This is a genomic window from Natronorubrum texcoconense (genome assembly GCF_900100335.1).
GTDB lineage: Archaea > Halobacteriota > Halobacteria > Halobacteriales > Natrialbaceae > Natronorubrum > Natronorubrum texcoconense.
The window spans coordinates 166,036-183,432 of record NZ_FNFE01000003.1; the positions used below are offsets into that span (position 1 = coordinate 166,036).

Genomic DNA, 17,397 nt, shown 5'->3' on the forward strand with positions numbered 1-17,397 from the left:
GGACACCAGATCGATTGAAAACTGACTGTAAAACACTGCAGACCGTTCGCAGATATCCTCGATCAGTTATCGTCGGAGCTGTTGTCCGAGAGGTACAGCGTCCGATCGATGATACTGACGGCCGCCTCGCCCCACCGCTGGACGGCGGCCCCGTCCGAATCGGGAATCTCGATGACGATTCGGTCCCGTCCGATACGCACGTCGCCGTCGGGCGTCGAGTCGCGGTCCGCGAAGCTCCGCATCTGGTACTGGAGGAGTCGCTTCGTCGAGCCGCTGATGTCGACCGTCTCCGTGTCGAACTCGAACAACAAGGTGGCGCCGTCGCGGTCGTCGTCCTCACCCTCGAACACCTCCGCCGTCACGTCGAAGTGGTGGCTCGAGAGCTCCGGCGCCGGTGCGTCCTCGTTGATCGTCTCGACGGCCTCTTCGACGGTTACGTCGTCCACGTCGTCCACGTCGCCGAACGCAAACGTCTCGACGTCGCCGCCGACCGGGTCGTTGGTGCCGTTGTCGGTCTCGGATACGGCGCCGTCGTCCTCCTCGAGCGTGTCGGCGTTCTCGTCCGAACTCGTGCCCTCGAGTGCGGTTTCGTCGACCGGTTCCATGCTGGTTTCCGTCGTCGACTGGTCGCCCGACTCGGTTTCGGGGTTGGTGGCGTCGGTGGCGTCCGCGTCGCCCGACTCCGTCACGCTCAGATCCTCGTCGGCGGTTGGTTCGTCTTCCTCGAACGCGAGGACGTCCGAGCCGGTCGACGCCGAGTTACTGGTCTCGTCGGAGTCGTCGACCTCCTGCGTAGCCGAGTCGACGTCGTCCGTCTCGCCGGCGGCCGATCCGCCGCTCGAGTTCGTTCTGCCGTGATCGTCGTCCCGATTTGTCTCAGCACTGGTGGACGGCTCGTCCGCGTCGCCCGAATCATCGGCGGCCGTTTTGTCTGGATCGCTATCGGTCGTCTCGTCCGTATCACCCACTTCGGCCGTCTCGGACACGCCGTCCGCTTCGGCTGGCCCGGACGGCGCGGCCGATTCTACGGGTCCCGCAGCGATAATCTCTGACTCGTCGACAGCCGCGTCCGAACCGTCGGTCAGGGCACCGGCAATCATCGGTTCCGACGATCGGAGCGCCTCGCGGTCGAGCGGGGTCGCGTACCAGGCCGTTCGATCGGGCGAAGTGGTAAATCGACCTCGGCTTCGCTCCGCTCGCGGGTGGACCGATTTGGACGATGCCGTCGCCTCGGCGTCGCCGTCGGAAGTGGACTCGTCAGTCGGCACGTCGCTTCCGTTAGCCGGCACGTCGTCTGCGTCTGTCGTCCCGTCGGCTGACTGCTCGTCTCCACCTACGGGGGCCGACGGCTCGTTCTCGCCGTCGACAGCACCGAGATCACCGGCTTGTGACGGCTGCTGGCCGGTCCGGGGCTGTTGGGACGGCTGCCGAACCGTTTCGTTGGCAGCCTGTTGCGGTGCCTGCTGTGGCCCTTGTGGCTGTCCCTGCTCCTGGGGGCCGGAGCTAATCGTGCCGCCGCTCAGATGAAGCTGCGTCCCGCCGTTGTTCGGTCCGTTCGAGATCCCGTCCAGCGCGTGGGCGATATTCATCAAGTCGTCGTCGATATTGTCCTCGAGCTTGTCGATTTTGTCCCCGACGCTTCGGAGTGCGAGGGCGACGTCCCAGAGCACGACGACGCCGAAAAAGATGAGCGCAAGGAAAACGGTTACTGCAGCCCCTACGAGAAGCTGAATGTCAAGTTCGACCATATATGGTACTCTGTAATCCGATAGGTCGTTCGATATATAGACCTTCTGCCGTAACACCAATAACACTGGACTGAGACCGTTTAGGACGGCCGTTACAGGCGATTTCGTTCGGTGAGGATTCGGCCCACTATCCGACGTTCCACACTCGAGCGTCAGGTATCTCTTCGAGATCACGATACCACTTCCGGCATTCGGCCGACCGAAACAGGAGTCGGTCGGTAGAACGCTCTGCGATCGATCCGAGAGCCGGGGTCCGACCGAGAAATCAACCGACCGGATTTTTGCACCCGGCGTCCGTAGGCCAGCTATGGCCGATCACGACGACGAACTCGCAGACGCCGTCCGCGAGCTCACCCGCACGATCGACGACCTCCGGGCGGAACTCGAGTCCACACAGAGCCGTCCCCGACTTCGGCCGCCGGCTCCGCGGCCCCCGACGCCCCGGGAGCTCCTCCGCTTTGCCGACGAGATTGCCATCCCCGCCGCAATCGCCGTCCTCGAGACCAGCGTGCGGGCGCTCGAGGGGTTCCAGCGAGCGCTCGAACTCACCCGTACCGAACGGGAGGTTCGCGATCGAACCACGGAGGCCGCGGACACCGCCGGCGAACGGGCGAACGCGCTGCGGCGGACGACGCTCTCACAGCTCGATACCGTGCTGGCTCAACTCCAGCGAGCGACGACCACAGAGGGCGACACGTCGGACGACGGGCTCGACGAGTTGCTCACGCAGGCCCGCGCGTTGCGCGACGACGTCGACAGCCGACTTCGGGACGTGGACGACGACCTCGAGCGAACCGACTCCTCGACGGACGCGATTCGGATCGACATCGACGACGGCGATATCGACGACGAGGACAGCGACGGTCGCGGCGAGACGTCACGCGACGATCCGGGTTCGCGCGTCGACGTCGACGCCGAACTCGAAACGCTGAAAGATCAGTACGGCGCCGAGGAACCGGACTCGAGCGGTGCGGATCGCGCCGAGGAGGACGGAGACGCTGTCGGCGAATCCGACGGTGACGATGGTGGTGACGAGTCCGTCGAGAGCGACGAGAGCAGTACGGACGACGCTGCTCGATCCGATTCTCGCGGGGACGATGCCGAGGAAACTAGTGCTGGTGACGATTCCGATGCGAACGGCGACGAAACCGACGGCGATTCCGATTCGTAGACCGGTTCGAACCACGGTGGGAGCGAAGCTCTTCCCTGATTCTATCCGACTTCAGTCTGCGTCTGTCGTTCAGGGGTGTTCGCGACAGAACGCAGGGATCAGACCAGTTCGAACCACGGTCGGAGCGAAGCTCCTCCCTGATTCGAACCGGCTTCACAGCTGTGTCTGTTGCTCACGGGTGTTTGCGATAGAACACAGGGATCAGACCGGTTCGAACCACGGTCGGAGCGAAGCTCCTCCCTGATTCGAACCGGCTTCACAGCTGTGTCTGTTGCTCACGGGTGTTCGCAACAGAACACAGGGATCAGACCGGTTCGAACCGATACCCGTCCCAGTCCTGGCTCTCCGGCTCGCGGATGCCGGCTCCGGGCTCGCGCAGTTCGTCGACGTACACCGGTTCGACCTCGTCGCCGGTTTCGATCTCGTCCGTCGTGGCCTGTCCGATGGCGCGGACCGACTCGCCCTCGACGTCGAACTCGACGATCACGAGCGTGTTCGGCTCGCGGACGCCCGGCGGCGTCGCCATGCTCGTCGTCCAGGTGATCACTTCGGCGCTGTACTCGCTGAGATCGATCGTCTCCACCGGCTCCGAGCCGCCGGGACCGCGCGGGTGGCCGGGGTAGCTGATCGAACCGTCCTCGTATCGCGTGGCTTCCATCGTCATTGTGCTGCCTCCATGATGGTCGTGATAACGCAGTTTCCAAAGCCGCCGACGTTACAGCAGAGCCCGACGTCCGCGTCGACCTGTCGCGGCCCCGCCTCGCCGACCAGTTGTTCGTAGATCTCGACCCCCTGTGCGACCCCGCTCGCGCCGAGTGGATGTCCCTTCGACTTGAGTCCGCCCGAGGTGTTGATCGGAAGTTCGCCGGTATCGCGCTCGGTGTACCCCTCCTCGACTAACTTCCACGCCTCGCCCTGCTCGGCGAAGCCGAGCCCCTCCATCTGCAGGAACTCGAGGATGGTGAACATGTCGTGAAGCTCCGCGACATCGATGTCGTCAGGGCCGTAGCCGCTCATCTCGTAGGCCCCCTTCCCGCTCTCAACGACGCCGCCCATGACGGTCGGATCCTCGCGCTCGTGGACGACGTGGGTGTCCGTCGCGCCGTCGATGCCCGAGATGACGACGTAGTTGTCGGTGTACTCCTGAGCCACGTCCTCGGGACAGAGCATGAGCGCCGCCGAGCCGTCCGTGATCGGACAGAAGTCGTACAGTCGCAGCGGGTCGGCGACGATCGGCGACTCGAGTGCCGTCTCCTCGTCGATCTCCTTTCGGAACTGCGCGTGGGGGTTGTCCACGCCGTTCTTGTGGTTCTTGACGGCGACCTTCGCGAGACTGTCCCGGGGCGCGTCGAAGCGTTCGAGGTAGTGACGCGCCGTCAGTCCCGCGAAGGACGGGAGCGTGACGCCGGTCTTGTACTCGACGGGATGGGTCAGCGACGCGATGACGTCCGTTGCTTCGCCGGTGGTCTTGTGGGTCATCTTCTCGCCGCCGACGAGCAGCGTCATGTCGCTCGCGCCGCTGGCGACCGACTGCCAGGCGGCGAAGATGCCGGCCCCGCCGGACGAACTCGTCTGATCGACGCGCTGGGTGTACGCCGGCATCGCGTCGAGGTCGTGGGCCAAGGCGTTCGGCACGCCGGTCTGTCCTTCGAACTCCCCGCTGGCCATGTTCGAGACGTACAGGTGCTCGACGTCCGCCGCGTCGACGCCCGAATCCTCGAGGCAGTCGATCCCGGCCTCCGCGAGGAGATCCATCACCCACTCTCCCTCGCGCTGCCCGAACTGGGTCATCGAGGCGCCGATGATTGCAACACGTTCCATAGTTGTCCAGACTCCGGGACCGTGTTAAAATATTTGGGTAGTAGAATCTTTGGACAGGCGGATTCTGTCCAAGAAAAAATACTCTATTGACCTGCTATTAGTACCTATTTTACATCGAGCGAAATTAAAGAGTAGTCATATGTGTACAAGAATAATAGGAAGAGTTACATTTCATCGCCCATGGTGGTACAGTATTGACAGGATCCAGATCTCTATCCAGACGAACTACTCTCGCCGTTCTCGGTGGGCTTTCAGTTACTGGTGGCGGCTATGCCGTGTGGCGTCACAACCGCTCCGACAATGAAGTACAATTGGTATTCATCCGGCTGATAAATTCGTGGAACGCGGAACGGAGTTTCGAAGTCGAACTCGTTCGGAACGACGAGCAGGTGTTCAACGAGACGTATTACGACGTTCCTGCGTACGGGTCTGACCGGGAACGTACTGGCGACCAAAACCCTAGTACCCATCTGCTCGAGTCGACGTGGGAGGAGGGGCCCGCTACGTTCGAGCTTCGTGGTCGTTTTGTCGATCAAGAGGACGACAATTGGCAGACCGTCTCACCTGCCGATGCTGACGGCGAATACGTCGGGATCGACCTCCAGTTCTGGGAACAACAGATTCTCGGCGGCTTCTACACCTTCGAAACCGAATCCGAGCGAGAGTCCGCTCGAGAGTTCATCGAAACCGAATTAGAACGCCAGTCCAACCGTGATCGGTACGGCCGTGCGCCTGATTGAGGACCGATGCTCGAAGTAAACTCTCCACCGAACCCAATTAGGCCGATTCGGCGGCGGTCGTCCGCAACTCCGTCGCGCGCGAACGAGCCTGCTCGATGACCGCAGGACGGGCCTCGAAGGAGACGACGACGTCTTCGTCGCCGTAGGTGACGTCGTCGACGTTCGCGTTGTCGTGGATCCAGGAGACCACGCTCATCGTCTCGTCGGTCATCGGCAGGAGGAGCCGCTCTTCCTCCCACTCCGGCAGTTCGTGGTCGATTCGCTCGAGCAGCTCCTCGACGTTCGTCCCTTCCATGCCGCTGACGGTGACCGGGTTCGGCGCGAGCGACGAGAGAGCTTCACGTTTCTCCGCGAGCTCCTCGTCGTCGACCGTGTCGATCTTGTTCAACACCGTGACGATCGGCGCCTCGTTGCGCTCGTAGAGGGTGTCGTGACAGGTGACGAGCTTCTCGTGGATTTCGTCGATCGGCTCGCTGACGTCGACGACGAGCAAGACGAGATCGGCCCGGTAGACGGAGTCGAGCGTCGACTTGAACGACTCGACGAGCCAGTGGGGCAGGTCGCTGATGAACCCGACCGTGTCGGTCACCAGCACGTCCCGCGGTTCGATGGACGCCCGACGGGTCGTCGTTCCGAGCGTCGTGAACAGCTTGTCTTGGGACTCGGCCGTCGCGTCGAGGTCGGGGTGGAGGTCCTCGTTCTCCTCGACGGTGAGGTCGTCGGCCAGCTGCCGCAACAACGTCGACTTGCCGGCGTTCGTGTAGCCCGCGAGCGCGACCAGATCGAACCCGGAGTCCCGGCGACGTTCCCGGCGTTGCTCCTCGGTCCGCTCGATCTGCTCGAGTTCGTCCTTGATCCGACTGATCTGGGCTTTGATGTCCCGTTCGCGGCTCTCGTCGTACTCGCCAAGCCCCATGAAGCCGGGGTGTTCGTCGCGTTTGGCGAGGCTCGTCTTGGCCTCGGCGCGGGGCAGTTCGTAGCGGAGTTCGGCCAGTTCGACCTGTAGCTGCGCCTTGCGCGTCTGGGCGCGCTGGCCGAAGATCTCGAGGATCAGGGTGAATCGATCGATCACTTCGACGCCGTCGGGCAGCAGCTGTCCGAGGTTGTACGTCTGGTAGGGGCCGAGCCGGTTGTCGAAGATGACGGTCGTCGCTTCCGTGGCGACGGCGACCTCGGCCAACTCCTCGGCTTTTCCCTCGCCGAGTTGGAGGGCGGCGTCGGCCCGCCGCGATTGGGTAACCTCTCCGACGACGGTGTACCCCGCCGCCGCGGCGAGGTCGCGGATTTCACTCGTGTCGGGCGTTCCGGAGTCGACGCGTTTGGCGATGATAGCGTTCATGCGGATGGGAAAAGGTGGGGGGAGTTCGGGCGTCGGTGCTCGGCTCCTCGCGAGAGGCTGCACTCGTCGACCCGGCGAGCCGTCGCTCGCGTACACCGCTCGCGTCGGGGTTGCAGGCGACGCGGCAGGTGCCCGACCACGCTACGAATGCCGGTCGAACACCTCCATTGGCTGGACGATACTCATAGCTACCCGTACGCGTCCGATCGTCTTGAATCCCGTGCACGATGCCGTCTTGCGGTTCGCTCGTGCTTCGACGGCCGACCGCTCGCACTCGAGTCGGTTCGGCGGTCGAACTGTTAGCCTTCCTCGGCCTCCGGCCGACCCATCATACGGTAAGACTGTCTCTCAACCACAACAGTCATTGTAGCAGACTCGAATACGAAGCCGTGATGTTAGACGTCGATCCGACGACGCTCGGTCTCGAGTTCGGGGGTGGAGCGGTCATCGGGGCGGTGCTGGGATTCGCTACGAAGCAGGTCGCGACGCTCCTCGCGCTCGTCATCGGTGTCCAACTGATGGCGTTTCGATACCTCGAATCACAGGAGATCGTGACCGTCGACTGGAGCCGGCTCACCGCCGGACTGCTCGAGACCCAAGAGCACGCACAGAACGAGACTCACCGGCTCGAGTCGGTGCTCTCGATGGTCTCGGTCGGCGCGGGCTTCACCACCGGCTTCCTGATCGGCTACCACCGCGGCTAGGAAGAGACCGGGACCGCTACCGTTCTATCGCGTCTTCAGATCGTCCTTGTCCTTGATGATCTCCGTCTCCGCCTTTCCGCTCGAGTGTTCGTTGACGACGTTGTAGAACTCGTTCTGTAGCCCCGCGGGGAACGTGATGACGCCGATCCAGGAGCCGTCGGGCTGCCACTCCTCGCGCTCTAAGTCGCCGAACTGGCGGACCTGCGCCTGCGCGCTGCCGGCGTACTCGGCGGGAATCTGGGCTGCGATCGTCACCTCCTCGAATCGAATCGGGATCACCGGCCGCAGCGCGTCCAGTGCGTCGTCGACCTGCTGTTGAACCGGTTCCATCGGATCGACGGTGAAGCCGGCCTCCTCGAGCGCGTTCTCGATGCGCTCGGGCGGGTGGGGCGCGTTGTCCATCTGCGGGTTGACCGCGTTCCGCGTGATGGTGTCGATCAGCTGTCTTCGCTTCTGTTCTTGCATCTCGCGGCGCTGGTCGGCCGTGATCTGAATCTCCCCTTGCTTGATCACTTCCGGGATGATCTCGAGCGGATCCGTCGTCTCAAAGACCTTCTCGAGATCCTCCTCGGCGGGCCGGTCGCCGCGCGAGGCGTCCTCGAAGACGTCTTCGGCGGCGATCACCTCTTCCAAGTCGCCGTCGAACTCGTCGCGTTTGATCGCGAGCGCCGCATCCGGGTCTACGAGCACTTCGAAGCGCGCCCCGTGTGACTCGAGTCGCGCCGTCACCGCCTCGTCGAGCGATATCATACCAGGGAGTACCCCCGGCCGCCTAAAAGAGCTTTTCCTGACGGCATCCGCCGCGACCGTCCGGCGTCGAGCGGGTCGATCGGTACGAAACCGCGAGGAGTGCCGCCGTCTCGATTACTTACTCTTCGGGTTCGTCGTCCTCACCGTCGTCGAGGAGGTCGTTCTCCTCGAGGTGGGACTCGATCTTGTCGTGGTCGAACTGCTCGAAGGATTCGCTCTCGACGTCGATCGTCGCGAGACCGACTTCGTTGGGCAGCAGCGAGCCCTCGTTGACCGACGCGAGCGCGTCGAGGGCGAGCGCGATGCCGCCGTCGAGGTCGGCTTCCTCGTCGTAGTTCTCCTCGAGATACTCCTGCAGTTCGCCGCGGTCGGAGCCGACCGCCAGGGCCTTCCACTCGTATGGGGTCCCCGACGGGTCGGTCTCGAACAGGCGCGGTTCGCCGTTGTCGATGCCGCCGACGATCAGCGCGACGCCGAACGGGCGGGCGCCGCCGACCTGCGTGTACTGCTGGATGTGGTCGGTGACCTCCTTGGTCAGCGTCTCGACGCCGATCGGCTCGCCGTAGCGCAGCTGGTTGACCTGCGTCTGGCGGCGGGCGAAGTCGATCAGCTGGCGGGCGTCGGCCACGTGGCCGGCGCTCGCGATGCCGACGTGGTTGTCGGCCTTGTGAATCTTCTCGACGCTCGAGTCCTCGAGCAGCGGGGAGGGGACTCGCTTGTCGACGGCGAGGACGACGCCGTCCTTCGTTCGGACGCCGATACTCGCTGTTCCTCGTTTGACCGCCTCGCGGGCGTACTCGACTTGGTAGAGTCGGCCGTCCGGCGAGAAGATCGTGATACCTCGGTCGTATGCCTGCTGTTGTTGTTGTCCCTGCATAGTCTCACACTAAATCGTAATCGAGGTCTGTCGCGCCCGTAAACGTCTCATCGAGTCGCACGTCTGCATCGCATTCCCGCAGGACGGCGACTCGCTCCTCGTTCCCGAACACGACGTTTCTCTCTTCCGAATCTTGCCGGCGTTTACCTAAATAGTTTTCTTCAGCGGCACGGATCGTGCCACTGATACCGCGGACCCGAATTCCGACCGCAGCGCCGTCGATACCGTCGATACAGGCGACGGCCGCGCGAGCCGGTTCGGTCTCCCCCCGTCGAACCCGAACGATCGCCTCGCCGACTCCGTCGTCGAACTCGAACCTGACGACCGTCATATCGGCGCGGGCGCTGCCGGGATCGCCCAGCAGGTTCTGGGCCGCGTACCAGCACTCGCGCTGAAACGCGCGGCGGTCGATTGCGACGTCGGGCCAGCTCTCGATTTCGACGGCGAGATATCGCCAGCGGGGTTGGAGATGTTTCGGGAGGTGTTTCATTCGTCCGTGGCGATCTCGTCGTCCGCGTCATCCGCGTCGTCACTGGGGACACCGCCGGCCTCGGTTGGCGTCCGCTCGGCGACCAGGACGCCGACCTGATCGTGGACGCGCTCGACGGCGGTCAGCGAGAAGCCCGCGTCGGTGAAGGCGTCGGCGAGGGTGCCGACGGTCGCCGGGTCGTCGACCTCGGGCGAGTAGAACGGCACCTCGGGATCGGGTTCGCCGAAGAACATCACGTCCCCGAGGACGAATTTCCGCGGCTCGAGGGCCGCGATAACCTCGATCGCCTCGCGTTTTTCCGCATCCGAGAGGTGGTGGAGCGCGAAGTTCGAGGTGACGACATCGACGTCACCGTCGTACTCGGGCTCGCGGAAGCTGCCGGTGGCAAACTCGAAATTCTCGAGCCCGTCTTCCTCGGCCTTCGCTTCGGCTTCGGCCATCATGCCCTCGCTGATGTCCCGGCCGACGACGCGGTCCGCGTCGGGTGCGAGCGCGAGCGCGATGGCTCCCGTCCCGGTCCCGAGGTCGAGAACAATATCGTCTGCCTCGGGCCCGGCGTGTTCGATCACGAGGTTCGCGCAGGCGCGGTACTCGTCGGAGTTCGACTCGTCGTACTCGCCCGCTTGTTCGTCGAATCTGGCGGCGTGATCCTCAAGGCTCTTTTTCATATCTCCCTCGTTCGACCCCCGGCTCAATGAACGACTCGGACTGGATTTCCCGATTGCGCTCAGCCAATCGGCCCCACTCCGCGAGCCCGTCCGCGATAAACTCGCTCGAGAACCCCAGTTGCTCCCCCACCGCGATCAGTTCGCGGGGCGCCCGCAACTCGAGGTGCGAGGCGGGGTCCGCGCTCACGACGTAGGGTGCGTCGTAGTAGTCGACGATCTCTTCGAGTTTACGCAGCGACTGGATCTCCCTGACCCGACGGCCGCCGCTCTTTCGGAGGACCCCCGAGAGGGAGAACTCGAGGCGAACGCCGTTCTCGACGGCGGCTTTCACGAGGACGTGGTTGATGTCGCCGTGATCGGCCATCGGATGGGCGAGCACGTCGACTTTGTCGTTTTCGACCGCGAACCGATTCATGTCGTTCGTCCCGCCGTGAAGCGCGACGATGGTCTGGTCGGTGCGATAGTTGCCGACGGAGCCGCCGGCCTCCTGCGGGCTGTCGGCCCGGATCTCGACGCCCTCCACGACGTCGATGTCGTACTCCTCGCGGATTTCCGCGGCGTCGTACTCGGCCCGCGAGCCGTGGTGGTTGCGGACGACCACGCCCTCGAAGCCGTAGTCGGCCGCCGTCTTAGCGAGTCTGGCGACCGTGCTCTCTCCGTCGGGATGGGCGTGGACGGCCTCGTACATACTCGAGTCGTCTCGCGGCGGCGACTTGGGGTTTGCGCCATCTACCGAACAGAAATTCGTGGCCGGGAGCACGCTCGCCGGAACCCGGCGAGCGTGCGACCCGGGGGAGGGCAGGCCCTCACCCGACGCTCACCGCGAGCGAACGTAGTGAGCGAGCGGGCCGACGACTGATGTGAGTGAGGACTGAAAGGACGAACGAACGGAAAGAGGAGTGCTTTTGATCGAAATTTTACCGAGTGCCAGCGCGCTGTGCGGCAGCTACGCTGCCGTCAGCGCGAAACAAACGCAGAGTAAAATTTCGTTTGTCCTAGTTGAGAATCGACTGTGCGACCGTTGCGAGCTGGCCGTTGTCGGCCTCGTTGAGTCGGTCGTCGCCGATCTTGAGGCGGAGTCGCGGTCGGCCGACGTCGATCGGGACCTTCTCGGTGTCGATGAGGCCCATATCCTCGAGTTTGGTCTTCGTTCGGCTAAAGGTCGCCTTGGAGGCGATGCCGACGTCCTCGCCCCACTTGCTGATGTCGTACAGCAGCGCTTCGTTCTTGGCCGCGACGAGCAGCGAAATCGTCACTTCGTCGAGCCCGTCGCCGTCGCCGCGGGCGGTCTCGAGCGAGTTGAGGATCGCCGTGAAGTCCTCCTCGGCGTCGGGGCTAATCTCGTCGGCGAGCGTCTCGCGAACGGCCGTGATCGGCGGCGTTCGGAGGTTGAACTGGGAGGCGTCCGCCCAGCGACCCGCGTAGGTGTCGAACGTGTCCTCGACGAAGCTGTCGTCGTCGGTGACGAGCCCGCCGACGCGATCGCCGGCGTGGACGACGGCAATGACGCGCTCGTCGGTGACGAGCAGCGAGTTTTCGGGGGCTTCCTCGAGCGTGCGCAGGGCGAGTGCGTCCTGGCTGATGAGGTCAGCAGCGTTCGAGGCGACGATGAAGTCGTCCATGACGTCTTTCAGCGTCCGTTCGTCGGCGAGCATGTGTACCGTCGGCAGATCACCGTCGAACGCGGTCGCGACTGAAACGAACTCTTCGATCGCATCTGCGGACGGGTTGACCATGTACACGTCGCCTGACGCGTCCTCGAGGATGGAGTCGAGGATATCGTCAATCTGGTGGTTGAGTAAATTCGAGGTCATGTCTATACAGAAGTAAGCGTTAGCAAAGCACTTAATTTTGTTGGCCGATTCACCGCTACAACTTGAACTCTGCCGATGTTTGCGGTAGGATTTGTCGATTCTTCCATCGAATTTTCAGTACGCTTTCAAGATACAATGACGATTGCGGAACACGATTGCGGCGGAGTCGTGCGATAGGCGCCCCCTCGGTCGACTGTGCAGTTCACGCTCGGTTCGATGCGGATCCCGGAAAGCGGTCAGTGTGCGATCCGTGTTAGGGTCCGCTGTACGTGCTGACCCGGTTGAGAACGTTGAAATCTCCGCCCAGTGATGCCGTGACTGTAACCGTCTCGTACAGTGCCGTACTAACCTCGAGTATGAGCATCGGTTCCATACGGTACCATAGTGCACGACGCTCTATTTAACTATACTGGACAAGTTAAAAAATCAGCAGATACCACAAATCGATTAACAGTGGTGACGAGTTATGGGTCGGGCGCAGTAAGTCGCCGTCGGATAGGATTCGAGCGATAACTGCGGAACTATCGACGCGTTTGCCACCCACGGACGGAGACTCCGGTTCCCCGTACACACGCGGCAGGGCCGCGACTCGCGGAAACGTTCTCGGATACGGCGATAAATTGAGCACGAGCGCGCCTGTTACCGATCCACTACGTATATGGGCGCGTCGGCCAAAGGCGGTCGCATGCGTGACACGTACACCTGTTCTCGAGATGTGACGGTCGACGCCGTTGATCAGTCGTCGGAGGCGACGATGCGGTCGGAGCGGTTGCGGGCGAAGCGGGTCACGACCTACAGCGGACCGTGATCAGCGATCGAACCGGTCTGCGAGTTCTTTCGACCAGTAGAGGTCGCCGTCGTAGATGACCGACGCATCGGTTTCACGGAGTAAGGAGTGGACGCCGGACTCGGAGAGCGTGAAGTTCGACGTCCCGCCGCAGAGATACGCGTACTCGTTGTCCTCGGTGTGGGGGAAGTAGTACGACCCCGTCACTCGCGTCGAGTAACAGTCGAACGTGGCCAGATACTGGACGGCCTCGGAGTCGAGTTCCTCGAGCGTGATGGTGATCGGTAACTGGTGTTCGCCCTGCCCGAGCGAGTGTGTCCCGTCGCCGACAACTGCGTAGTCTTTCCCCATCATGATACGCCGGCGTGCGAGTCCCATCGCGCGCTCGATACTGAATCCGTGGACGAGCAGTTTGGCGAACGTCGATCCGACCTTGATCGCGTGATCGTTCAACACCTTCGTGAACGTGACCGCGCCGGCGACGCTCCCCTTCTCGATCAGTCCCATCCCCTCGTAGTAGGAGCCACACGCGTTGAGGAAGAACGTCTGGGCGTTGCACCGACTCAGGCTGTCGGTCGAGAGGTAGCCGTCCGGACAGCGGAGGCCGTCGGTCTCGCAGTGACCGATGTAGTGGACGAAATCGTGGTCGTCCTCGAAGACGTGGGCGAGGTCGGCCGTCGTCAGCGACTCCTCGACGGTGACGTCCATCGTCAACTCCGTGGAGCGCTGGCGGTAGATTCTGGCGACGTCGTCGTGCTCGCCGGCCATCTCCGGATCGTTCAGGACGACGCAGATCGAGGTCGAATCGCTCGAGCGCTCGATGAAGTCGAGTCGGTTGTGGTAGGCGTTCAGCGTCGTTTTGAAGACGTCGATGGGAACGCCGTCCGCAAGCCAGCCGTGGACCCGACCGTTTCGGAGTTCGGGTTTGACGATATCTACCGACGCGACTTTGCCGGCGCTCGCCCTGTCGAGTGGGGCGGTATCGGGTTCGGCGTCTCGACTGCCGCCGCGGTAGAAGTCCTCCAGCGACCGTTCGACCAGCTCTCGCCCCTCGAGTTCGGAGGTTCGGGGGGTGTAGATCATGCTCAGGCGATCGAGCAGGAAGGGAAGCGACTCGATGCTCTCGTACGTCGGCGAGACGTACGTCGAGAGGTGCCAGTCGGGGAGTCGGTGCTCGATCGCCGCGTAGGGGACGTCCAGGTAGGTCGCGAGTCGCTCCTGTGGGCTCGCCTCGTACAGTTCGTCGGCGTCGAGTCCGAGCACCTCGAGGACGCTTAGCTCCGCCAGATCGGTTCCGTACGGACCGGCGTTGCGCACGAGACAGTCGAGGAAGAACACCTTCCGGAGCAGTCGCTCGACGTCGCGTTCGAGCCCGGGCATCGGCGAGAGGCGCGTTTCGATCGCGAACTCGGGAACGCGGAGCGTCGGCCGAACGGGAGTAGTCCCGCGGTGATCGCTGGTTCGGACGGTCGCCTGAAGGTAGTAGGCGAGCGGGGCGGTCACGAACAGCGATTCGTACTCCGGGGGCACGACCAGTTCGATCCCCGACTCGGAGAAGTCGTCGCGAATGCCGTCGGGGATCTCGAGCGTGTCGCCACGTTCGAGGAGCGACGGATGGCCACGGAGGGTTGGGTAGGTTCGGTCCGGCCCGTCCGTCTTGTGCGAGGCGGCGAGGTGGGAGATCCCCGCCGCGAGTCCGTCGGGCGTATCCGGGACGGTGATCGTTCCCGCGGGGAGTTCGTGGTGGCTCCGGAAGCCGATGATAACGCGGATCCGATCCGGAAACGTGACGACGGTCTCCTCGAAGCCGTCGGTCTTTTCGATCGTCGCCGCGCCGGAAAATCGAAGATAGGTCTTGATCTCCGTATCGATGTCGACGACGTACTCGCCGGGCGGGAGCGAGAGCGGCGAGCCGTCGGGGTCGAGTTCGTGTTGCTCGTCCGAACCGAGCGAGAACACGTAGGCGACGGCGTGGGGGAAACGGAGCTCGTTCGTCGTCACGACCGCAGTCTCGTCGACCGGGCGCTGGATATCCGGGCCGGGACCATCGACGACGAGTTCGCCACCCTGGACCGACAACTCGGTGTTGTCGGCGTCCGTGACGCGGAGCGTCCCGTCGTCCATCGCCCACTCTATCATTCGGTACGCTGAATGTTCCTCCGGTAAGTTAGTTGTATCGGGTGGGGAAACGAACAGGGGATAGATCGGTCGTCACTCGATCGAGAACGTCAGTCCGTTTGGAAGTTACGCGGGGGTTCTCGAGCGCTCTCTCGACCCGTTCGAGACGCGCGAGTAGTGGCTCCACTTGCCGAAGACGGGTACACTTATGCGGACGCCAGACCGCACAACGAACATGGACCACGAGCACGTTCGGGACGTCGATCCCGCCGTCGCCGATGCACTCGAGGGAGAGGTAGATCGCCAGCGGAACTCGCTGCAGATGATCGCCAGCGAGAACCACGTCAGCGAGGCCGTCATCGACGCGCAGGGGAGCGCGTTGACGAACAAGTACGCCGAAGGCTATCCTGGCTCCCGGTACTACGGCGGCTGCGAGTACGCCGACGAGATCGAACAGCTCGCGATCGATCGCGCCCAGGACCTGTTCGGAGCCGAGCACATCAACGTCCAGCCCCACTCCGGCACGCAGGCGAACCAGGCCGTCTACTTCGCGATGCTCGAGCCGGGCGACAAGATCCTCTCGCTGGACCTGACCCACGGCGGCCACCTGAGCCACGGTCACCCGGCGAACTTCGTCGGCCAGTTCTACGAGGTCGAACAGTACGAGGTCGACCCGGACACCGGCTACCTCGACTACGAGGGGCTGGCCGAACAGGCCGAGGCGTTCGAACCCGACATCATCGTCTCGGGCTACTCCGCGTACCCGCGCGAAGTCGAGTGGGAACGCATCCAGGAGGCCGCCGACAGCGTCGGCGCGCTCCACCTCGCCGACATCGCCCACATCACGGGGCTCGTCGCCGCCGGCGTCCACGACTCGCCGGTCGGTACCGCCGACTTCGTCACCGGTTCGACACACAAAACCATCCGCGCCGGCCGCGGCGGCATCGTCATGTGCGGCGAGGAGTACGCCGACGACATCGACTCGGCGGTGTTCCCCGGCGGACAGGGCGGCCCCCTCATGCACAACGTCGCCGGCAAGGCCGTCGGCTTCAAGGAGGCCCTCGAGCCCGACTTCCTCGAGTACGCCGAGCAGACGATCGCGAACGCGAAGGCGCTCGGCGAGAGCCTCGTCGACAACGGCTTCTCGCTGGTTTCGGACGGGACGGACAACCACCTCGTGCTCGTCGACCTCCGCGAGAGCCACCCCGAGACGAGCGGCGGCGACGCCGAGGAGGCCCTCGAGGACGCCGGCATCGTCCTCAACGGGAACACGGTTCCCGGCGAGACGCGCTCGGCCTTTGACCCCTCGGGCATCCGCGCCGGGACGCCCGCGCTGACGACCCGCGGCTTCGACGAGGACGACTGTCGCAAGGTCGGCGACCTGATCGCCCGTGTGATCGACGCGCCGGAAGACGAGTCGGTCATCGACGAGGTTCGCGAGGAAGTCCAGTCGCTGTGTGACGCGAACCCGCTGTACGGATAGGAACCGACGGTAGCACCCTTCGGCCGCGGGAGATTGACTTTTGTTTTGCGGTCTGTGAACGACCGCTCGCGAGACCCGGTCCGTCTCTACCGCGACGAGAGTGAGGCGTGGCGGCGGCCCGGCATCACCGCTTCTCGAGTATCGCTCGCCACTGGGTATCGCCGTACCTGGTCGCGGCGACGTCCCACGGCGTCCCGATCGTCGCTTCCCGGAGTCGGTCGACGCTGAACACGCGAAAGAGCAGCGTTCGCCCGACGTCGCCCTCGTACTCGCAGTGGTACACTCGATGGGCGAGCCCGGGTGCCGGGTCGTCTCGGTAGCCGAAGACCTCGTTCGCAGCGTCGTCCCTCGGAATGTAGTTGTCGAGGACCGCCGTCGCATCCGGCGTCGTCACGTATGCGAGATCCTCGAGAAATGCACGAACCCCGTGCATCGATCCTGCCAGTCCGACCTGCGTCCCGATCGAGTGAACCGAACGGAACCGATCGCGGTCGAAGTGGTCGGGGAGCGAAAACATGTCCGCCTGACGGGCGTCGTTCACGCCGCGATCCCGCATCGTCTCGACGAGGTGGTCGCTGACGTCGATCGCGACGGTCTCGAACCGATCCTGGTAGTAGAGCGCGTCTCTCCCCGCGCCGGCACCCAGATCGAGCAACGGCCCGTTCAGCCATCGATCCCGCCACGCGGCGTCGTCGTGTTCGCCGAAGTACCAGTCCTCGATCGCGTGTTCACGTCTCGCGCCGCCGTCACGGTCGAAAAGCGGTGCCTCTCGGTTGCCGAGGTGGTGGTCGCGAATCGCACGTCCGAACGGATCAGTCGGCGTCACAGTGTGTGACACACGCTCAGATCTCATAACTCCACAATGAATTTCGGTACCGATCCACACC

At 63.7% G+C, this 17,397-nt stretch carries 17 protein-coding genes; 5 read left to right on the forward strand and 12 right to left on the reverse strand.

All coding sequences use genetic code 11. The features are described 5' to 3' along the window. Positions 1-62: 62 nt before the first annotated feature. Positions 63-1,748: a hypothetical protein gene (locus BLT08_RS11330; RefSeq protein WP_090306694.1), complete on the reverse strand. Its 1,686-nt coding sequence runs from the start codon at positions 1,746-1,748 to the stop codon at positions 63-65. A 307-nt stretch (positions 1,749-2,055) separates the two neighbouring features. On the opposite strand from BLT08_RS11330, the gene BLT08_RS11335 reads away from it, so the two are divergent. Continuing rightward, a complete protein-coding gene (locus tag BLT08_RS11335) occupies positions 2,056-2,919 on the forward strand; it encodes a DUF7547 family protein (RefSeq protein WP_090306698.1) in 864 nt (287 codons plus the stop codon). Positions 2,920-3,223: 304 nt separating this feature from the next. On the opposite strand, the gene BLT08_RS11340 is transcribed toward BLT08_RS11335, so the two are convergent. After that, a complete protein-coding gene (locus BLT08_RS11340; RefSeq protein WP_090306701.1) occupies positions 3,224-3,583 on the reverse strand; it encodes a nucleic acid-binding protein in 360 nt (119 codons plus the stop codon). Further along, positions 3,580-4,740 carry a thiolase family protein gene (locus BLT08_RS11345; protein WP_090306705.1) on the reverse strand — a complete coding sequence of 387 codons (1,161 nt, stop codon included), beginning with the start codon at positions 4,738-4,740 and terminating at the stop codon, positions 3,580-3,582. The genes BLT08_RS11340 and BLT08_RS11345 overlap by 4 nt, the downstream gene beginning before the upstream one ends. Before the next feature lie 311 nt (positions 4,741-5,051). On the opposite strand from BLT08_RS11345, the gene BLT08_RS11350 reads away from it, so the two are divergent. Continuing rightward, on the forward strand, positions 5,052-5,480 hold the full coding sequence (locus tag BLT08_RS11350) for a hypothetical protein (protein ID WP_090306709.1): 429 nt from the start codon (positions 5,052-5,054) through the stop codon (positions 5,478-5,480). Between the two features lie 37 nt (positions 5,481-5,517). Here the strand turns inward: BLT08_RS11350 and hflX are convergent, their stop codons facing one another. Next, positions 5,518-6,819, reverse strand: a complete 1,302-nt coding sequence (hflX, locus tag BLT08_RS11355; RefSeq protein ID WP_090306712.1) for a GTPase HflX — start codon at positions 6,817-6,819, stop codon at positions 5,518-5,520. A 392-nt stretch (positions 6,820-7,211) separates the two neighbouring features. On the opposite strand from hflX, the gene BLT08_RS11360 reads away from it, so the two are divergent. Continuing rightward, positions 7,212-7,523, forward strand: a complete 312-nt coding sequence (locus BLT08_RS11360) for an FUN14 domain-containing protein (protein WP_090306717.1) — start codon at positions 7,212-7,214, stop codon at positions 7,521-7,523. Positions 7,524-7,547: 24 nt separating this feature from the next. Here the strand turns inward: BLT08_RS11360 and BLT08_RS11365 are convergent, their stop codons facing one another. From BLT08_RS11365 to tbsP, 6 genes are all read right to left on the reverse strand, one after another. Continuing rightward, a complete protein-coding gene (locus tag BLT08_RS11365; protein WP_090306720.1) occupies positions 7,548-8,273 on the reverse strand; it encodes a ribosome assembly factor SBDS in 726 nt (241 codons plus the stop codon). A 118-nt stretch (positions 8,274-8,391) separates the two neighbouring features. Beyond that, entirely contained in the window at positions 8,392-9,150 is a 759-nt protein-coding gene (gene psmA / locus BLT08_RS11370) for an archaeal proteasome endopeptidase complex subunit alpha (protein ID WP_090306723.1), read from the reverse strand. Between the two features lie 4 nt (positions 9,151-9,154). Next, the gene (locus BLT08_RS11375) at positions 9,155-9,640 is read right to left on the reverse strand and encodes an Rpp14/Pop5 family protein (RefSeq protein WP_090306726.1); all 486 of its coding nucleotides are present in this window, start codon (positions 9,638-9,640) and stop codon (positions 9,155-9,157) included. Beyond that, on the reverse strand, positions 9,637-10,308 hold the full coding sequence (locus BLT08_RS11380) for a class I SAM-dependent methyltransferase (protein ID WP_090306730.1): 672 nt from the start codon (positions 10,306-10,308) through the stop codon (positions 9,637-9,639). Before BLT08_RS11380 ends, BLT08_RS11375 begins: the two co-directional genes overlap by 4 nt. After that, the gene (locus BLT08_RS11385) at positions 10,292-10,996 is read right to left on the reverse strand and encodes an RNase P subunit p30 family protein (RefSeq protein WP_090306733.1); all 705 of its coding nucleotides are present in this window, start codon (positions 10,994-10,996) and stop codon (positions 10,292-10,294) included. Before BLT08_RS11385 ends, BLT08_RS11380 begins: the two co-directional genes overlap by 17 nt. A 307-nt stretch (positions 10,997-11,303) precedes the next feature. Continuing rightward, entirely contained in the window at positions 11,304-12,122 is an 819-nt protein-coding gene (gene tbsP, locus BLT08_RS11390; RefSeq protein ID WP_090306737.1) for a transcriptional regulator TbsP, read from the reverse strand. A gap of 685 nt (positions 12,123-12,807) precedes the next feature. On the opposite strand from tbsP, the gene BLT08_RS23605 reads away from it, so the two are divergent. Further along, complete coding sequence (locus BLT08_RS23605) at positions 12,808-12,930, forward strand: hypothetical protein (protein WP_281245265.1); 123 nt, start codon at positions 12,808-12,810, stop codon at positions 12,928-12,930. Here the strand turns inward: BLT08_RS23605 and BLT08_RS11395 are convergent, their stop codons facing one another. Further along, entirely contained in the window at positions 12,931-15,048 is a 2,118-nt protein-coding gene (locus BLT08_RS11395) for a hypothetical protein (protein WP_175529287.1), read from the reverse strand. 214 nt (positions 15,049-15,262) lie between these two features. On the opposite strand from BLT08_RS11395, the gene glyA reads away from it, so the two are divergent. Continuing rightward, positions 15,263-16,510 (forward strand): serine hydroxymethyltransferase, encoded by a 1,248-nt coding sequence (gene glyA / locus BLT08_RS11400; protein WP_090306746.1) that lies wholly within the window; start codon positions 15,263-15,265, stop codon positions 16,508-16,510. Between the two features lie 124 nt (positions 16,511-16,634). On the opposite strand, the gene BLT08_RS11405 is transcribed toward glyA, so the two are convergent. Then, a complete protein-coding gene (locus tag BLT08_RS11405; protein WP_090307692.1) occupies positions 16,635-17,336 on the reverse strand; it encodes a class I SAM-dependent methyltransferase in 702 nt (233 codons plus the stop codon). Positions 17,337-17,397 lie beyond the last annotated feature (61 nt).